13 protein-coding genes are annotated in these 16,873 nt (G+C 35.0%); 10 read left to right on the plus strand and 3 right to left on the minus strand.

The genetic code is table 11. From position 1 onward, the window contains the following. Positions 1 to 352: 352 nt before the first annotated feature. The 7 genes from PQ462_RS10705 to PQ462_RS10735 all read left to right on the plus strand — a co-directional run bounded on the left by PQ462_RS10705 (position 353) and on the right by PQ462_RS10735 (position 11,100). Positions 353 to 733 carry a response regulator gene (locus PQ462_RS10705; RefSeq protein WP_274253466.1) on the plus strand — a complete coding sequence of 127 codons (381 nt, stop codon included), beginning with the start codon at positions 353 to 355 and terminating at the stop codon, positions 731 to 733. Positions 734 to 1,033: 300 nt separating this feature from the next. After that, complete coding sequence (locus PQ462_RS10710) at positions 1,034 to 1,603, plus strand: RNA polymerase sigma factor (RefSeq protein WP_274253467.1); 570 nt, start codon at positions 1,034 to 1,036, stop codon at positions 1,601 to 1,603. A gap of 200 nt (positions 1,604 to 1,803) precedes the next feature. Beyond that, entirely contained in the window at positions 1,804 to 2,940 is a 1,137-nt protein-coding gene (locus tag PQ462_RS10715) for a FecR family protein (RefSeq protein ID WP_274253468.1), read from the plus strand. Between the two features lie 227 nt (positions 2,941 to 3,167). Next, positions 3,168 to 6,710, plus strand: coding sequence for a SusC/RagA family TonB-linked outer membrane protein (locus PQ462_RS10720; protein WP_274253469.1), 3,543 nt, complete (start codon positions 3,168 to 3,170; stop codon positions 6,708 to 6,710). Positions 6,711 to 6,713: 3 nt separating this feature from the next. Beyond that, positions 6,714 to 8,138 (plus strand): RagB/SusD family nutrient uptake outer membrane protein, encoded by a 1,425-nt coding sequence (locus PQ462_RS10725; RefSeq protein ID WP_274253470.1) that lies wholly within the window; start codon positions 6,714 to 6,716, stop codon positions 8,136 to 8,138. Positions 8,139 to 8,143: 5 nt separating this feature from the next. Then, on the plus strand, positions 8,144 to 10,582 hold the full coding sequence (locus tag PQ462_RS10730; protein ID WP_274253471.1) for a zinc-dependent metalloprotease: 2,439 nt from the start codon (positions 8,144 to 8,146) through the stop codon (positions 10,580 to 10,582). Further along, entirely contained in the window at positions 10,579 to 11,100 is a 522-nt protein-coding gene (locus tag PQ462_RS10735; RefSeq protein ID WP_274253472.1) for a DUF3347 domain-containing protein, read from the plus strand. The genes PQ462_RS10730 and PQ462_RS10735 overlap by 4 nt, the downstream gene beginning before the upstream one ends. A 341-nt stretch (positions 11,101 to 11,441) precedes the next feature. Here the strand turns inward: PQ462_RS10735 and PQ462_RS10740 are convergent, their stop codons facing one another. The 3 genes from PQ462_RS10740 to PQ462_RS10750 form a co-directional block, all read right to left on the minus strand. Next, positions 11,442 to 11,690 carry a hypothetical protein gene (locus tag PQ462_RS10740; RefSeq protein WP_274253473.1) on the minus strand — a complete coding sequence of 83 codons (249 nt, stop codon included), beginning with the start codon at positions 11,688 to 11,690 and terminating at the stop codon, positions 11,442 to 11,444. A gap of 152 nt (positions 11,691 to 11,842) precedes the next feature. Further along, positions 11,843 to 12,187 carry a DUF3606 domain-containing protein gene (locus tag PQ462_RS10745; protein ID WP_274253474.1) on the minus strand — a complete coding sequence of 115 codons (345 nt, stop codon included), beginning with the start codon at positions 12,185 to 12,187 and terminating at the stop codon, positions 11,843 to 11,845. Positions 12,188 to 12,727: 540 nt separating this feature from the next. After that, entirely contained in the window at positions 12,728 to 13,357 is a 630-nt protein-coding gene (locus PQ462_RS10750) for a nitroreductase family protein (protein ID WP_274253475.1), read from the minus strand. A gap of 267 nt (positions 13,358 to 13,624) precedes the next feature. On the opposite strand from PQ462_RS10750, the gene PQ462_RS10755 reads away from it, so the two are divergent. The 3 genes from PQ462_RS10755 to PQ462_RS10765 are packed head-to-tail and all read left to right on the plus strand — an operon-like array spanning position 13,625 to position 16,790. Next, positions 13,625 to 14,677 carry a DUF1852 domain-containing protein gene (locus tag PQ462_RS10755; protein ID WP_274253476.1) on the plus strand — a complete coding sequence of 351 codons (1,053 nt, stop codon included), beginning with the start codon at positions 13,625 to 13,627 and terminating at the stop codon, positions 14,675 to 14,677. 30 nt (positions 14,678 to 14,707) lie between these two features. Then, on the plus strand, positions 14,708 to 15,739 hold the full coding sequence (locus PQ462_RS10760) for a methionine synthase (protein WP_253784733.1): 1,032 nt from the start codon (positions 14,708 to 14,710) through the stop codon (positions 15,737 to 15,739). A gap of 58 nt (positions 15,740 to 15,797) precedes the next feature. Beyond that, positions 15,798 to 16,790, plus strand: a complete 993-nt coding sequence (locus PQ462_RS10765; RefSeq protein ID WP_274253477.1) for a bile acid:sodium symporter family protein — start codon at positions 15,798 to 15,800, stop codon at positions 16,788 to 16,790. Positions 16,791 to 16,873: the final 83 nt, after the last annotated feature.

Below are 16,873 nucleotides of genomic sequence, written 5' to 3' on the forward strand. Positions count from 1 at the left end.
GGTGTATAAGTTTATAATTTTTTTTGCAAAATTATAACATATAAGAAGGATGGTGTTAATACAATATTAACAAAAAGGTATTTTAAGTTTTCCTTTTAAATGAAAGAATTGAATTCGTATTTTGAGAAGTTTATAACTAAAAAATAGAATGCATAATAAAGATTTGCGGACTTTGTTCTGGAGTATAAAGGTATATCGATAATGGTGATTTGTATGGAACTAATAAAACGTAGTTTTAAATTGAAATTTAAATAGAATAATATAAATTTGGATTTTAATCATGTAAGCTGATTTTTCATACTATGATTATATTTGTCAGGTATGCAGCTTAACTGCTTTTTAAAGAAGAAATATGTCCTATAAAAATATACTTTTGATTGACGATGACAGCGACGATACACAGTTTTTTGTGGAAGCGCTGCAGGCGGTAAATAAAGAGGCGGTATGCCATACTTCAGAGAATCCAGCCAAAGCGCTGGAAGAACTTGAGACAGCAGAGCAGCTGCCAGACATCATTTTCTTGGATTATAATATGCCGGCAGTAAACGGGCTGGAGTTCCTAAGGCGCATGGGACAGATCGAACGTCTCAAAAATATTGAGGTTATTGTCCTTTCCACACCTCCCGAAGAAGTTATGGTGCCCTGGCTGGACCGTAATAATATCAGGGTAAAATACATCTCCAAGCCTGTTTATATCGAAGAGCTTCAGGAAATATTAAAGGAGCTGCTTTAAGCGGAACGGCATGATCTATACAGGTGTCAATACCGATAGATCTATCAAGATTATTCGAAAAATTTCGAAACCAATGCTGTATATTGTTTTAAGACAGTAATAAATCATCTTTCTAAAATTGAAGAGATAAAGGAGGCAAACTAAAAGTTGTGATTTATTTTTTTAGAGTTCTAACAGATAAATAAAATGTATAAAATCATTTAGATTTATTTTAAACTGATTTCTGAACTGCACCATCTTTTAGCTTTTAACATAAAAAATGTTTAATATTGCCTTTTTGATTAGCAACCCTTCAATTTAATGTCTGTTTATAACGAATATACTGATGATTTCTTATTGAATCTTCTTAAGGAAGATAATCAGTCAGCGTATACAGAGATTTTCGAGCGATATTCTAAACTTTTAATTAATCATGCGTATAAAATTCTTGAAAATCAGGATGAAGCAAATGATGTAGTTCAGGAAGTTTTTCTCTCAATCTGGAACAAACGTTATGAATTAAACATTACAGGTTCCCTTTCTTCTTATTTATACAAATCTGTAAAAAACAGAGTACTCAACCACATTGCTCATGAAAAAGTGGTTTCGCGTTATGCTGATTCAATTTCAAACTTTATAGAAGAAGATTATGTTTTTGCGGATTCGAATCTGCGAGAAAAAGAATTAGAAGCTATAATTACTAAAGAAATTGCACTGCTGCCTGAAAAAATGCGTGAAGTTTTTCTGTTGAGAAAAGTCGAAGAGCTTTCGTATGATGAAATTGCGCTTCAATTGAATATTACGGATAAAACAGCCAAACAACAAGTGTATAATTCTCTTAAAATTCTTCGAGAAAAGCTTAAATCTATGATGAATCTTTTTGTTTGGTGAATTATATTTATATTTTTTGTTAATTTTTTTGAATGATTTTCAGTTTTGTAACTCATTCGTTATTAAACAGAAAGCTAATATTTCTATTCATTTCTTAAAGATATAGTAATAATTTTTTAATTTTTTTTGTCATTGTCTATGACAAAATCTCTTTCTAACTGTCTTACTATTAAACAAGACAAAAATTTCGTGTAGTAATTATGAATAAAACCCAAATCTCAGAATTGCTTAAAAAATATCAAGAAAAAACTTTATCTGATGAAGATCAGGATAAACTTGATGCGTGGTATTTGAAAAAAGCGTCAAACAGCAATTTACAGCTTAATGAATACGAGCTGGAAGATAGTTACAAACTTCTAAAATCGAAATTACCGCTGCAAGAAGAAACTAAAGTAGTTCGTCTTTGGCCTCGAATAGCTGTTGCGGCTTCAATTGCTTTACTAATAGGTACAGGAATATTTTATTTTACACAGCCAAAAGAAGAAAACGTTCAGGTTGCCGCAAAACCACAGGAAATTGCTCCGGGAGGTACTAAAGGTGTATTGACACTTTCGAATGGAAAACAAATTGTACTTTCTGAAATTACGGCAAAAGATACTATTGCGCAAGAAGGAGAAGAAAATGAAGTAACAATCAAGATGAACGCAAATGGAGAAGTTACCTATATTATAAATCCAAATACAGACGGAGGTAAAGATGATAATTCATTCAACACTCTTTCAACACCAATAGGAGGACAGTATAATATTATTTTAGCGGATGGTACCAAAGTATATCTAAATGCGGTTTCTTCTATTAAATATCCAACACAATTCAACGGAGATAAAAGAGTTGTTGAGTTAGAAGGTGAAGCTTATTTTGAAGTAGCCAAAAACAAAAACAAACCTTTTATTGTAAAATCAAATAACCAGTCAATTGAAGTATTGGGAACACATTTTAATGTTCATTCGTATAATAATGAATCGGTTGTTAAAACTACTTTATTAGAAGGAAGCGTAGCTGTTACTTATAAAAATCAAAAAGCGATTTTGAAACCTGGACAGCAGTCTGATGTATCTGATAATTTTTCTAAAATTAAAGTAAAAGAAGTAGATCCGGAAGAAGCGGTTGCCTGGAAAAACGGCCGTTTCAAATTTGACAATGCCGATCTGAAAAATGTAATGCGACAGTTGGAACGCTGGTACGGAATAAAAGTAGAATACCGTGGGAATGTCTCTGATGTTCGTTTTAACGGAGGTACATTTAGAAATAAAAATTTGTCTGAAGTATTAAAAGTACTTGAGCTTAGTAATATAAAATTTAAGGTTGAAGGAAAAACAGTAATTGTAGATCCCTGATTTTAAGTTTACCTGAATATACTGTGACTATAAACTAAAAAACCAGAAGCAGTTGCGATGCTTCTGGTTGTTATGAAAGTGTATAGCCAGTATAAGTTGTCCACCTATTGTTTAACTATAACCAATGTAAATGTATGAAATTAAATTTACAACCAAAAAAACCTTACAAAAATCTTGGAAAAAAGATTCCCAGATTTAATTTTTCTACCTATTTAACCGTGTTTATAATGCTGTTTTTCAGTTATTCAGCACAAGCACAAAATGTTACCATCAATTTTAAAGATGCTTCTCTTGAAACAGTTTTGAAAGAAGTGGCGAAACAGGCCAATTATGAAGTTTTTTATACTCAAAAACTGCTTAAAGATGCTAAACCTGTTACGATTAATGTAAAGAATTCATCTTTAAAGGAAACTTTAAACCGAATTTTCAGCAGTCAAAATTTGAAGTACAATCTTGCCAATCAGACAATTGTAGTAACCGCTTCAAAAGATAAGACAGAAAGCTTGGGAAACGACCTAATCCGCGTAAGCGGAAAAGTTACCAATAATAAGAACGAATCTTTTCCGGGTGTAACAGTAACGTTATCAGGAACAAACAAAACCAGTATTACTGATTTTGACGGAAGTTTTACATTTGATAATGTACCCTCCAATGGAATTTTAGAGCTTTCCGGATTAACAATAGAAACAAAGTCTATCGCAATAAATGGCAGAAATACGTTAACCGTTATAGTTGAAGACAAAGTGGCTGCAATGAAAGAAGTGGTAGTTACAGGTTATCAGACTATTGCAAGAAGTAATTTTACGGGTGCAATTTCTAAAATTGATGAAAAAACATTAAACGAAAACATCAACTCTAATTTATCAAGCGCGATTGAAGGACGTGTTGCGGGTTTGATGTTTCAAAAAAATCCAAGCGGACTTGGTTCAGATCAGCCTATTTTAAGAGGAATTGGTACATTTTCTTCAGATCAAGTTGGTTACAGCCCGCTTGTAGTAATTGATGGTTTACCAACTGAGTTAACTTTGGATGAGATAAATCCATATGATATTGAAAGTGTAGACGTTCTAAAAGATGCGGCTGCAGCTTCTATTTATGGTTCAAGAGCGGCAAACGGAATTATCGTTTTAACTACCAAAAAAGGAAATGGTAAATTAAAAGTAACGATAAACTCAGATTTCTTTATTTCAGATAAACCAAATTTGAGAGATATGAATTATGCCTCAACAAGCGAAATGATTGATTTTGAACAGGCAGTTTACAATAGAGAAAGAGCCAGATTTGCAGACACTGCAACTATGTTTAGCAGTTATGGAGACATTGGAAACAGTAGTCCGAAATATTACAGTCCTCTTTATCAATTAAATAGAAATTTAGAAGAAGGAAAGATTAACAATGCTGCTTATAACAGCACTCTTGCACAGTGGAGAAAAAACGATTACAATAAAGATTATCGTGATAATGTTTGGCAAAATGAATTAAGACAGCGTTATAATGTTGCCTTTTCTGGAAGTACAAGTAAGCAGAATACTTATGTATCGCTTAATTATGACCAATCAAAAGGTCGTATAAAGTACAATAGCGGACGCAATTTTAACCTTTACGCAAAAAGTAGTTTTCAGGTAAATAACTGGTTAAATGCTACTTTTGGAGTAAATGGAACTTATAGTAATGAGGATGTTACAGAATACGATCTTGGCAATTATGATATTCAAAAACGATACGAGCGTATTACAGACGATAACGGAAATTTAGTTCAGTCTTCATTTTCATCAGTTAAAGATGGTTTTACTTCCAGCGGTGCTCTTAATCCAGCTATGGTCGAAAAACTGGCGGGTTTGAGTGGTTTTAAATCTACGAATTTTAATGTTTTAGATGCTCTTAAAGAAGGTCTTGAAGAACAAAATTCATTGAGCCTAAGAACTTTCGCTAATATTAAAGCTAAATTGTGGAAAGGTTTAAGTTATAATACCCAATTTCAATATGAGGTAAGAAAAAATGACAGGGAACAGTACTACGATATTAATTCGTATAGAATGCGTTATGCTATTAATGCATTAACAGGATATAATCCAACCACAAATGCATATACGTACGTTGAAGGTTTCTCTACAGGAGGACGATATAAGCAGTCAAGTTCTCAGGCGAGCAATTATTCTTTTAGAAATCAGTTAGATTTTAATCAAGAATTTGCAGATGGAAAACATTCTGTTAATGCCTTGGTTGGTACAGAAATGCGCGAAACTTTTCTTCCAAGATCAATCGAACAGGTACGTTATGGTTATGATCCAGTGACACTTAGTTCTGCTGTATTGAACAATCTTGCATTGAGTCAGACGGGAGTTCCTAGTTATATCTTCGGAAACAATAGAACGTTGTCAGCTTTAGGAAGAACACAGCAGGAAATTTTACACCGTTATTTTTCAATTTTCAGTACTGCGAGTTATACTTATTTATCTAAATATAATATTACAGGAAGTTACCGTATTGATAAAGCCGATTTATTTGGAGTTGATCCAAAGTACAAAAACCGCCCTTTATGGTCTGCAGGTTTAGGATGGAATGTCAGCAATGAAAATTTCATGAAAGAAGTTAAATGGGTAACTATGTTGAAATTAAGATCTACTTACGGAATTAATGGAAACGTAGATCAAAGTACAACACCTTATATAACGGCTACGAGAAGAAACGATAATTTATATCAGTCGTTGCAATATACAAACATCACGGCACAGCCAAATCCAATGTTGAGATGGGAAAAAACTCAAAGTACCAATGTTGGTATTGACTATAGCTTATTCCGTGCTAAATTAAACGGTTCTATCGATTTGTATCACAAATACAGCACTGATTTATTAGCCACTACAGATCTTGATCCTACAGTTGGAGCTTTATCAAGAAGAATTAATGCTGGAGCACTTTTAAACAAAGGTTTAGAATTTACGGTTGGTTCTGAATGGTATAATAATGGTAATTTCCGCATTAATTCAAATTTAGTTTTTGCCTTTAACGAAACAACTGTTAAAAAAGTAACAAGAGCACAAAGTACAGCTGCGTCATATGTTTCTTCACCAACTAATTTCTTTGTAGAAAATGATTTCTTCAATAGTATGTATGCTTACCAATATGGAGGAACGGTAAATGGCTATCCGTATGTTTTAGATGAAAAGGGCAATCCATCTATTACTTTTGATGCCAATGGAAATCCCATTTCAACAAGTATCAAATCGATTACCAATCCAGATGCTTTAGTAAATGTGGGAACTTTAATGCCAACTTATACAGGTTCATTATCACAACGTTTTTCTTATAAACAATTCGATTTGAACTTCTTATTTGTTTTCTCTGGCGGAAATGTAATGCGTAAAGAAACGATTGACATGAGTTCTGATGCTGTAAATCTTTCTGGTATTACAGATCGTTATACAGATGCAAATCCAAACGGGAATACTCGTTTGTATGTAGATTTCGACGAAAGTGTTAGAAATTATGCAGGAACTATAAGCAGTCAATGGAGAAATTCAACTGCAAATGTTGTAGATGGTGATTATATTAAATTGAGAAACATTTCATTTGGTTATAGTCTGCCTAAAGCTTTTGCAAATCGAATCAGTATAACATCGGCAAAATTTACTTTCCAGATGAATAATATTTGGTATTGGAGTGCTGCCGGAAATCGTATAGATCCAGAAGTTTACACTGTAAATTCTGGCACACGCAATTTACCATTGCCAAAAACATATTTATTTGGATTTAATCTTACTCTTTAAAAAATGAAAAAGATATATATAACAGTACTGTCTTGTATGATGTTAACGATTTCATCATGCGAAGATTACACGGAAATCACACCCAAAGGCGCTTTAGTTATCGAAACTCCGCAGCAATTTCTTGAATTAGTATCTCTGCCTGGACGTGGTTATCCTATTAACAACTTTCAATACTTATCAGACGATCAATGGATGAGAGAAGCCAATGTGATAGGAAGAACTCCAAACATTGATATCATTAATTTTACATTTGATGAAAGTGTAGATAGAGTTTCGTTAATAACTGGTTCTAGTTTTTATAATCAAGCTTACAGTTACATCAACCGATGGAACACTATTATTTCACTAGTAGATAATAGCAAAGGAGATGAAAATATCAAAAGATTAGCAAAAGCTGAAGCTAAGATTTACAGAGCTTATGATCACTTTTTATTGGTAAACACTTATGCAAAAGGTTACGATCCGCAGACTGCAGCTGCAGACGGCGGAATCTGTATCATGGAAAAATTTGACCTTGAAACACAGCCTTCAAAATCTACTGTGGCACAGGTTTATGATTTTATTCAAAGAGATATCGAAGATGCGTTACCTTATCTTGAGGAAAAACCTGTTGATGTTTATCATCCTTCTTTAGCATTTGCTTATGCGTTTAAAGCCAAAGTTCATTTGTTTAAACGTGAAATTGCACAGGCTCAGGCAGCAGCTGAAAAATCATTAAGCTATAATAATCAAATATTTGATATGGTAGCTTACAATAAACAAGGAGGCCCAACTGCTGCAGCTGTTCCGGCAGCAAATAATATTGAAGTATTGAGTTATATGTACATGACAGGGTATAACGAAATGAATTTCGGACAGCTTTATATCATCAGTCCGGAATTAAGAACTTTATTTGGAACAAATGACGCGCGTTTCAATTTATTTTTCAATACAACCAGTACAACCAATCTCGATCAAGGTTCAGGAACAGCGTATTGGGGCACACAGTACACACGATTTTTCTATCCTACAGTGGGTATGAAAACAACTGAAGTGTATTTAATTCTTGCAGAATGCTATGCAAGAGACAATAAACTTAATGAAGCAGTTGGAGTCTTAAATACCTTAAGAGCAAAACGTATTCTTTCGGGTACTGTAAATTTAACGGTTCCGGCTACAAGAAAAGAAACAATGGATTTGGTAATCAATGAAAGAAGAAAAGAACTGCTTTTCGGTTTTAACCGTTTCTTTGATTTAAAGAGATTAAATACAGAAACTGAGTTTGCTAAAACCGTTACAAGAGTATTTCCATTGGTAAACAAAACTGTTCCTCAAAAAACATATACATTACAACCCAACTCTCGATTGTATATTATTCCGTTTCCATTATCTGCTTTGCAGAAAAACCCGAAATTGACCCTAAACACAGACGAAAAACTTCCATTTTAATTTAGATGAAGAAATTATTTATAATGCTGATCATGCTGTCTTTTGGACAGCATGGTTTTGCCCAAACTCCGGAAAAAAAAGCCGACAGCACCAGCACGCAGCCAAAAGGAATGCAGGCTTACAATAAAGTGATCACAGATAAGGCCAAAAGCAAGTCGGGTCTTTTTATGGTAAGTCAGGTCGATACGAAATACTATTTTCAAATTCCAGACAGCTTGTTTAATCGTTATATGCTGGTAGTAACCCGTTATCTTTCGACTCCGGAAGGAATGGGAATTTTTGGAGGGGAGAAGGCCAACGAGCAGACTATTTATTTTGAAAAAGGGGCAAATAATACTGTTTTTTTAAGATCATTACAGTACAGGCAAGATGTTCGTTCTGCTGACTCGATGCTGGCAAAAGCATTGGCGGGAAGCAATGAAAATCCAATTGTTGCGGCTTTTCCAATCAAAACAACTAATCCGGATAACGGAAATGTGGTTATCGATGTAACCGATGTTTTCAAGAAAGACAACGCAATGTTTGCTATTGAAGGCAAAGAAAAAACAGAGAAAAAATTAACTTCTCTTGCCGATGATAAATCTTTTATTGAAAGTATAGATACCTATCCGATTAATATAGAAGTCAAGACAACAAAGACCTATACAAGTTCTACAGCAAGCAGCGGCAGTATTACATTGCGATTAAATACTTCAATTGTATTGCTTCCAAAAACGCCAATGCGTAAACGTTTTTTTGATGAAAGAGTAGGGTATTTTGCTAATAAATATGTTTTGTTTGATGATGATGAACAAAGCGCACAGAAAAAATTTATTGTACAGCGTTACCGTTTAGAGCCTAAAGAGAAAGACATCAAAAAGTATTTAAGAGGCGAATTGGTCGAGCCAAAAAAACAGATCATTTATTATATTGATCCTGCAACACCAAAAAAATGGCGTCCATACCTAATTGCAGGGATCAACGATTGGCAGAAAGCTTTTGAAGCTGCAGGTTTTAAAAATGCAATTATAGGTAAAGAATGGCCGGAAAATGATCCAGCAATGAGTTTGGAAGATGCAAGATATTCTGTAGTACGATATCTGGCTTCTGAAACACCAAATGCTTATGGTCCCAGAATCAGCGATCCGAGAAGCGGAGAAATTATGGAAAGCCATGTTGGATGGTATCATAATGTGATGAAATTAGTGCAAAGATGGTACATGATTCAGGCTGGACCATTAGATGCAAGAGCCAGAAAAATGCATTTGGATGATGAATTGATGGGACAATTAATTCGTTTTGTTTCTTCGCACGAAATTGGGCATACCATTGGTCTGCGTCATAATATGGGGGCGAGCAGTGCGACTCCTGTAGAAAAACTTCGTGATAAAAAATGGGTGGAAGAAAATGGTCATACCGTTTCTATTATGGATTATGCCCGTTTTAATTATGTAGCGCAGCCGGAAGATAACATTAGTCCAAAAGGAATTTACCCAAGAATAGGGATGTACGATAAATGGGCTGTAAAATGGGGTTATACCTATTATCCAAACGCTGAAGATGAGTTTGAAGAAGAAAAGATCCTTTCTAAATTAACGACAGACAGTTTAACGGCTAATCCTAAATTATGGTTTGGAGGAGAAGGAAAAGACGAAGATCCTCGCAGTCAGTCAGAAGATTTGGGAGACGATTCTGTAAAGGCAAGCGATTATGGAATTAAAAACCTAAAACGAGTAGTTCCAAATCTGGTTGAATGGACCTATCAGCCAAACGATGCTTACGATAACCTGTCAGATATGCATAAAGCAGTTGTATCGCAATATAGCCGCTATTTGTATCATGTATTGAAAAATATTGGCAATAATTATGTAACCAAAAGAACGGTTGACGAAAAAGGAGCGGTTTATCAGCCAATTCCAAAAGCAAAAGTAAAGGCAGCTGTTGATTATGTTGGCAGACAATTGTTTACAGCACCATTGTGGATGTATCCAAAGGAAATTGAACAGCTTATTCCGTTGAAAACGGCAGACCAAATATCAGATCAGCAGAATCAGGTTTTAAATATGCTTTTAAGTTCCGGAATGCTTTACAACATTAGCGTGAAAGCCATACAGTTTGAAGGAGCTTACACAGTTCCAGAGTTTTTAAATGATCTGGAACAGACGGTTTGGGTAAAATTCAGCGGTGACGAAAAACAAGATTTTTACAGAAGAAGTTTGCAGCGCGCTTATGTCGAAAAATTAGGCATGCTTTTACTGCCAAAAGAATTAGAGCCTGGAAAAGCAGCCAATACAGCGCAGCGCAGCGATGTGAGATTGTACGCGAAACAGCACTTAGTAAAATTAAGAGATGATGTTGTTAAGTTAATGAACGGAACATCAGGTTTAAGTAAAGATCATTACGAAGCAATCTTGATCGAAATGGACAAAATAGTTACAAAATTAAACTCAATTACAACGATATGAAAAAAGTATTAGTGATCGTATTCATCTTCTTAAGCGGTCTGACTCAGGCCCAGCTAACATCAAAACAAGAAGTAGCGCCAGAATTGGTTCAAAAAAGAGAAGAGCAGAAAAAGGAAATTACTAAAAATTATCTGGCTTTAAAAAACAGTTTAATTACTTCAGATAGTTTAGCGGTGGTAAAAAACGCAGAAGCTTTAAGGAATTCTTTAAAGAACTTCAAATTTAAAAAGCTGAGTTTAGAACAAATGAATGCAGCGACAATAACAAGAAAAGCAATTTCAGATTTAGCAGCTGAAATGGCATCAACTAAAAATATTAATAAACAGCGCAAAATTTTTGAAACACTTTCTGTGAAATACTGGGAAGCAGCTTCAAAATTCAAAGCAGCTGATGCAGCATTATACCTGCAGGTCTGCCCAATGACAGGTGCTGTATGGACAAGTGATAGTAAAGAAATTAAAAATCCTTATTATCCCAAAAATATGCTGACTTGCGGTGAAGTGAAAGCAAGTTTGTAGTTTTTTTAATTTGAATTAGTTTGATAAATACGGTATTCTGAAAGGAGCCGTATTTTGTCGTTTATCATATTTTTTTTAGTATTAGAAAAAAAATACAATAAAAGCCTCAAAATGCCAGACCGAAAGGTATAAAACCCTGAAGAGAACCTGCAGCCTATAAGGATGCTAAATTCTCTTCAGGTTTTTTTTAGTTTTTCAAGATTTTAAATCTTTTTATTTCAATCTAAGCTATTCCCAAGCGATTCAAGCTGCTTTACTATAAAGCTGATTCATGTTCAAAATCGAGTTTTATATCGTTTAAAGGCATAAAAACTCTGAAATAGCAACCAATAAGCAAGACATTAATTGTCTTCGTCTTCATCCTCGACAGCTTTTTCTTCGTCAAGGGTTCTTCTGTCTGCATCCGGATCACGCTCATCCGGGCGGGGATTTGGGTGTTTTGAAGTATCGCTATGAATACCGGTTGTGTCGTTTTCATGCTGGTTGATGGCCGGATCTTTTTTCTCCAAAAGTTCTGAATTTATGGAATCATCTGCTGCCTGATAGCTACGTTTGTCCTCATCGTAGCTGTCGTAATTTTCTCTAGACATAATTTTTTATTTTAGTATTAATATTAAAGTTTGTATTGTGTTTAATTGTTTTATTTATAATTTTTTAATTTTCCTTTATTCATCAAAAACTTTAATGCATATAATTGTGGAAAAATAAAACAATAGATCTCTATAATACTGCTTTTAGAAGTTTAAAGCTGTGATAATTTTGAAGGATCTGTTGCCTCTTCAATGGTTTTCCCTTCTGGATATTGATGGTGGCTATTTTGGCGGTCATCATGCCACGGACCGTCTTTCAAATGAACCGCTTCAGAGGCACTTTCTCTGGAAGGTGGATTTTCATTAAGGTGTTCAACTACCTCTTCTACAGATGTTCCGGCTGCCCTCACAGCATCTTTTAATATTTCCTCAGGTACATTTAACTTTTCAGCCCATTGCTGGATTTCGCTTTGTTCGGAGATATTAATTTGTGTATTATCTTCTTTTCCTGTTCTGTTTATATCTTCCATGATTTTTAATTTTAATGGTTTATTCAAAGTTACCATGGACAGGAAACATAGCCGTTATATTATAAAACAGGAATATTATAGGATTGCTATGATTTTCAATGATTTATAGTCAGCGTTAACTTTAAGATAATTGTTTTATAATTTCATTTGTAAGTATCATAAGTGCCAAAACATATATGCATTATTAAATTTATTAAGATGTAATAGCTCTTAATAAATTTTTTTATAATAAAATTTAGTACTGCCTTAAGAAAAACAAGTTAGTTTTACTAATTATAAATAATGAGGGAATTATTCATAGTAAAATTTGGAGAGTATTATGAGACTTTAAATGGCTTTAGTGGAATCAGAAAATTTTGTATTATACATTTAGTAATACAGTTTCGAACCTATTCTTATAGATTATTACTTCGCTGATTTTCACAATGCAATGCGCGATGATTCTGCCACAAAACTTATGTAGGATAAAAACTGTATAATTGGCTGCGCTTTTGTGGCAGAAAAAGTATCAAAGTTTACAAGGTTAAACGTATACTTTTACCGTAATAATTAACACATCTAATAATATTAGTAAACCTTAGTTATCATTTCATCTATAGGCAAACGAACTTTTTTCGTAGCTGCCATATAGTCTTTTTCCGAATCCCGATATCCTAAAGCGAGGATAACTGTAGAATGCAGCCCTTTTTCTTTCAAACCCAAAACGGCATCGATAGTGGCGGCATTAAATCCTTCGATAGGAGTAGCGTCCACTTTCAATTCTGCTGCAGCAATAAGTGCAGTTCCTAGTGCAATATAAGCTTGTTTGGCCGCCCAAAGCGCTTTTTGTTCTGTGTTAATAGCGCTGAAATAGGAATGCAGTCCATTTTTAAATTTTGATAAGGCACCAGCATCAAGACCTCTTTGTTTTTCTGTCATTGCCATGTATTCGTCAATGTAAGTCGAAGTCATATCATTAAATGCTGCAAAAACCAACAAATGAGAACAAGAGCTAATTTGTCCATTATACGAATCAGCACCTAATTTCTTTTGGATTTCCGGGTTGCTTACTACAAAAATACGGTAAGATTGCAGACCACAAGAAGATGCTGAAAGATTTATAGCCTCTAAGATCTGATCGATCTTCTCTTCTGTAACTTTAATGTTATTGTAAGCTTTTGCGGCGTAGCGCCATTTTAAATTTTCTATCAAATTCATTACTATGTCTATCTTAAATTTTGACAAAGATAAATGATATTGTTTTCTTTTTCGAGTTTTTAAAGTGCTCTGAGAAACTCCAAATAAATTATTTAAGGTCACTAAAGAATATTTATCTGTTTTTCTTCATTATTATATTTGTTTAAAGATTAATAATCTTTGAAAATATAGATTAAAAGAATAATTAACTGATTTTTTATATAAATAAAAATATTTAATCTTTTATATTCAAATTTGCAGGGTAAAAAAACTAAACATTGTCATCATATGAAAGCGAACATACAAGAAGATAGGGTACTAAACAAAAAGCAGAATATTGAAAGCATCCAGAATACAATCCAGAATGATTTTGCATTCGCCCTAAAGAGCACTTGTTTAGATGAAAACTATCACCCCTCAAGTGAAACGCGTTTGACAACCAATTTTGCAAATCTGGCTAGAGGAGGTAATCGCCGGCAAAACTTACGTAATGCCTTAAATATGATTAACAATCGATTCAATGCATTGGCTCATGTGGATAATCCAAAAGGGGATCGTTATCTTGTAGAACTTGAAATTATTACAGTAACGATGAGTATTGATGATAAGAATGGTAGTAACAATCTGCCGTTGATTGAAGTTTTAAAAACGAATATTTTTGACCGCAAGACCAGCCAGCGTATCGAAGGTATTGCCGGAAATAATTTTTCGTCTTATGTTCGTGATTATGATTTCAGTATTTTATTGATCGATCACAATAAAAATAAATCTACTTTCTCTATTCCTGAAAATTTTGGTGATTTGCACGGAAAACTTTATAAGTGTTTTGTCAATTCAGCCACTTATAAAGAGCACTTTAAGATGTCACCGATCATTTGTCTAAGTGTATCGAGCAACAAAACGTATACTCGCACTGAGTATCAGCATCCGGTTCTGGGTTTTGAGTATCTTCAGGATCAGTATTCTATCACTGATGAATATTTCTCTAAAATGGGCTTAAAGGTTCGTTTTTTCATGCCTGCAAATAGTGTGGCACCGATGGCTTTTTATCATTCCGGAGATTTACTTGCTGATTATACTGATCTTGGATTAATCAGTTCAATCAGTACGATGGAGACTTTCCAGAAGATTTATCGCCCTGAAATTTACAATGCAAATTCGGTGGCTGGGAAAATCTATCAACCTAGTCTTAAACATGAAGATTATTCACTTACCCGCGTGGATTATGACCGCGAAGAGCGCAGCCGATTGGCAGTTGAACAGGGTAAATATGCAGAAGAGCATTTCATTAAGCCTTACAAAAGTCTCTTGGAACAATGGTCTGCTAATTTTACCCTTTAATTGATTACAACGTCTTAAAATTATACTATTATGAAGAAATTATTATTACCTACCTCTATTGTTGGAAGTTTACCCAAACCTGCCTGGCTTGCACCACCCGAAAAACTTTGGTCACCATGGAAATTAGAAGGCGATCAGCTGCTTGAAGGAAAACAAGATGCGTTGCGCATTTCTTTGCAGGAACAGCAATTGGCAGATCTAGATATCATTTGTGACGGTGAGCAGACTCGCCAGCATTTTGTAACGACTTTTATCGAGCATTTAAGCGGTGTAGATTTTGAAAATCGTAAAACAGTAAAAATCCGTAACCGTTATGACGCGAGTGTTCCAGTGGTTGTAGGTGAGGTTGCACGTCAAAAAGCAGTTTTTGTTGAAGATGCTAAATTTTTACGTAAACAGACAAATAAGCCTATAAAATGGGCATTACCAGGTCCGCTGACAATGGTAGATACCTTATACGACGACCATTATAAAAGCCGTGAAAAATTGGCTTGGGAATTTGCGAAAGCACTCAATGAAGAAGCAAGAGAACTTCAAGACGCAGGGGTAGATATTATTCAGTTTGATGAACCTGCATTTAATGTGTTCTTTGATGAAGTAAACGATTGGGGAATGGCAGCATTAGAAAGAGCTATTGAAGGTTTGCACTGCCAGACTGCGGTTCATATTTGTTATGGTTATGGAATACAGGCCAATACTGATTGGAAAAAGACATTAGGTTCTGAGTGGCGACAATACGAAGAAATTTTTCCGAAAATTCAAAAATCTAAAATTGATATCGTGTCTTTAGAATGTCACAACTCCAATGTGCCTTTAGATTTAATGGAACTGGTTCGCGGTAAAAAAGTAATGGTCGGTGCCATTGATGTGGCAAAAAACACTATCGAAACACCAGAAGAAGTCGCTGCTACTCTGCGTAAAGCTCTTGAGTTTGTAGATGCCGAAAATCTTTACCCTTCTACAAACTGCGGTATGGCCCCGCTATCTCGGGACGTAGCCAGAGGCAAGTTAAGTGCCTTAAGCGCAGGAGCAGAAATTATACGCAAAGAACTTGGGATTTAGTCTCAATGTATTAATAATGATGTCCGTGCCTCCACGGAGGAATAATATTTAAAACACATTGAAGAAATTATTAGAAGTATTAAAAAAAGCAGGTTTCGACGGTTTCCTGTTAATGATAGCCACCATGATTCTGATGGCTTATTTTTTGCCAAAGCCAGGTATGGTCAAAGAACCTGTTTCGCTGGAGGAGATTGCCAACGCTGGCGTTTCCTTGATTTTCTTGTTTTATGGCATGCGACTGAGTGTTGATAAACTAAAAGCCGGACTTTCCAACTGGAAAATGCACATTGTCGTCCAGTTGACAACCTTTTTGTTTTTTCCGCTCCTTGTTTTGGCATTTCGCCCGTTGTTTGTCAATAATGGTTTCGAGCTGCTTTGGCTGGGTGTATTTTTTCTGGCAGCATTACCGTCTACAGTTTCCTCTTCGGTGGTCATGGTTTCGATCGCTAAGGGAAACATTCCCGCAGCCATTTTCAATGCAAGCATTTCCAGTTTGATCGGAGTAGTGGTTACGCCGCTCTGGGTTGGGCTGTTTATAGCTTCTGCGACAGGCGATTTTGATGTTACTCAAATCGTCATAAAATTGATTCTTCAAGTCTTGCTGCCTGTCATTATTGGCATAAGCCTCAATTCGCGTTTCGGCGCCATTGCCGAAAAATACAAGAAACAGCTCAAATATTTCGATCAGGCAGTTATTCTCACGATTATTTACACGTCGTTTTGCAAGTCATTTTCCGAACATCTTTTTGAAGGCTTCACCGCCCTTGAACTTGCCGGACTCGCTGCAGGGATGATGGCGTTGTTTTTTGCCGTATTCTTTTGTGTTGGAATACTCAGCCACCTGCTCGATTTTTCAGATGAAGACCGAATTACTGTCTTATTCTGTGGTTCTAAAAAGTCACTGGTACACGGCACCGTTATGTCAAAAGTACTTTTTCAGCACAGTACCATCACCGGCATCGTATTGCTGCCTCTAATGCTTTACCATGCCTTACAATTGATTGCCGCCAGCATCATTGCTCAGGGTATGGCTCGACGAAAAGAAGTATAATTTTGTTTATGGTTTGGCCCTTTATCTTTTTTTTCGATAAAGGGCACCAAAGATTACCGTTCCTGCTGTAAAAATAGTGCCTT

The sequence above is a fragment of the Flavobacterium sp. KACC 22758 genome, assembly GCF_028736135.1.
In the GTDB taxonomy this organism is placed as follows: Bacteria; Bacteroidota; Bacteroidia; order Flavobacteriales; family Flavobacteriaceae; genus Flavobacterium; species Flavobacterium johnsoniae.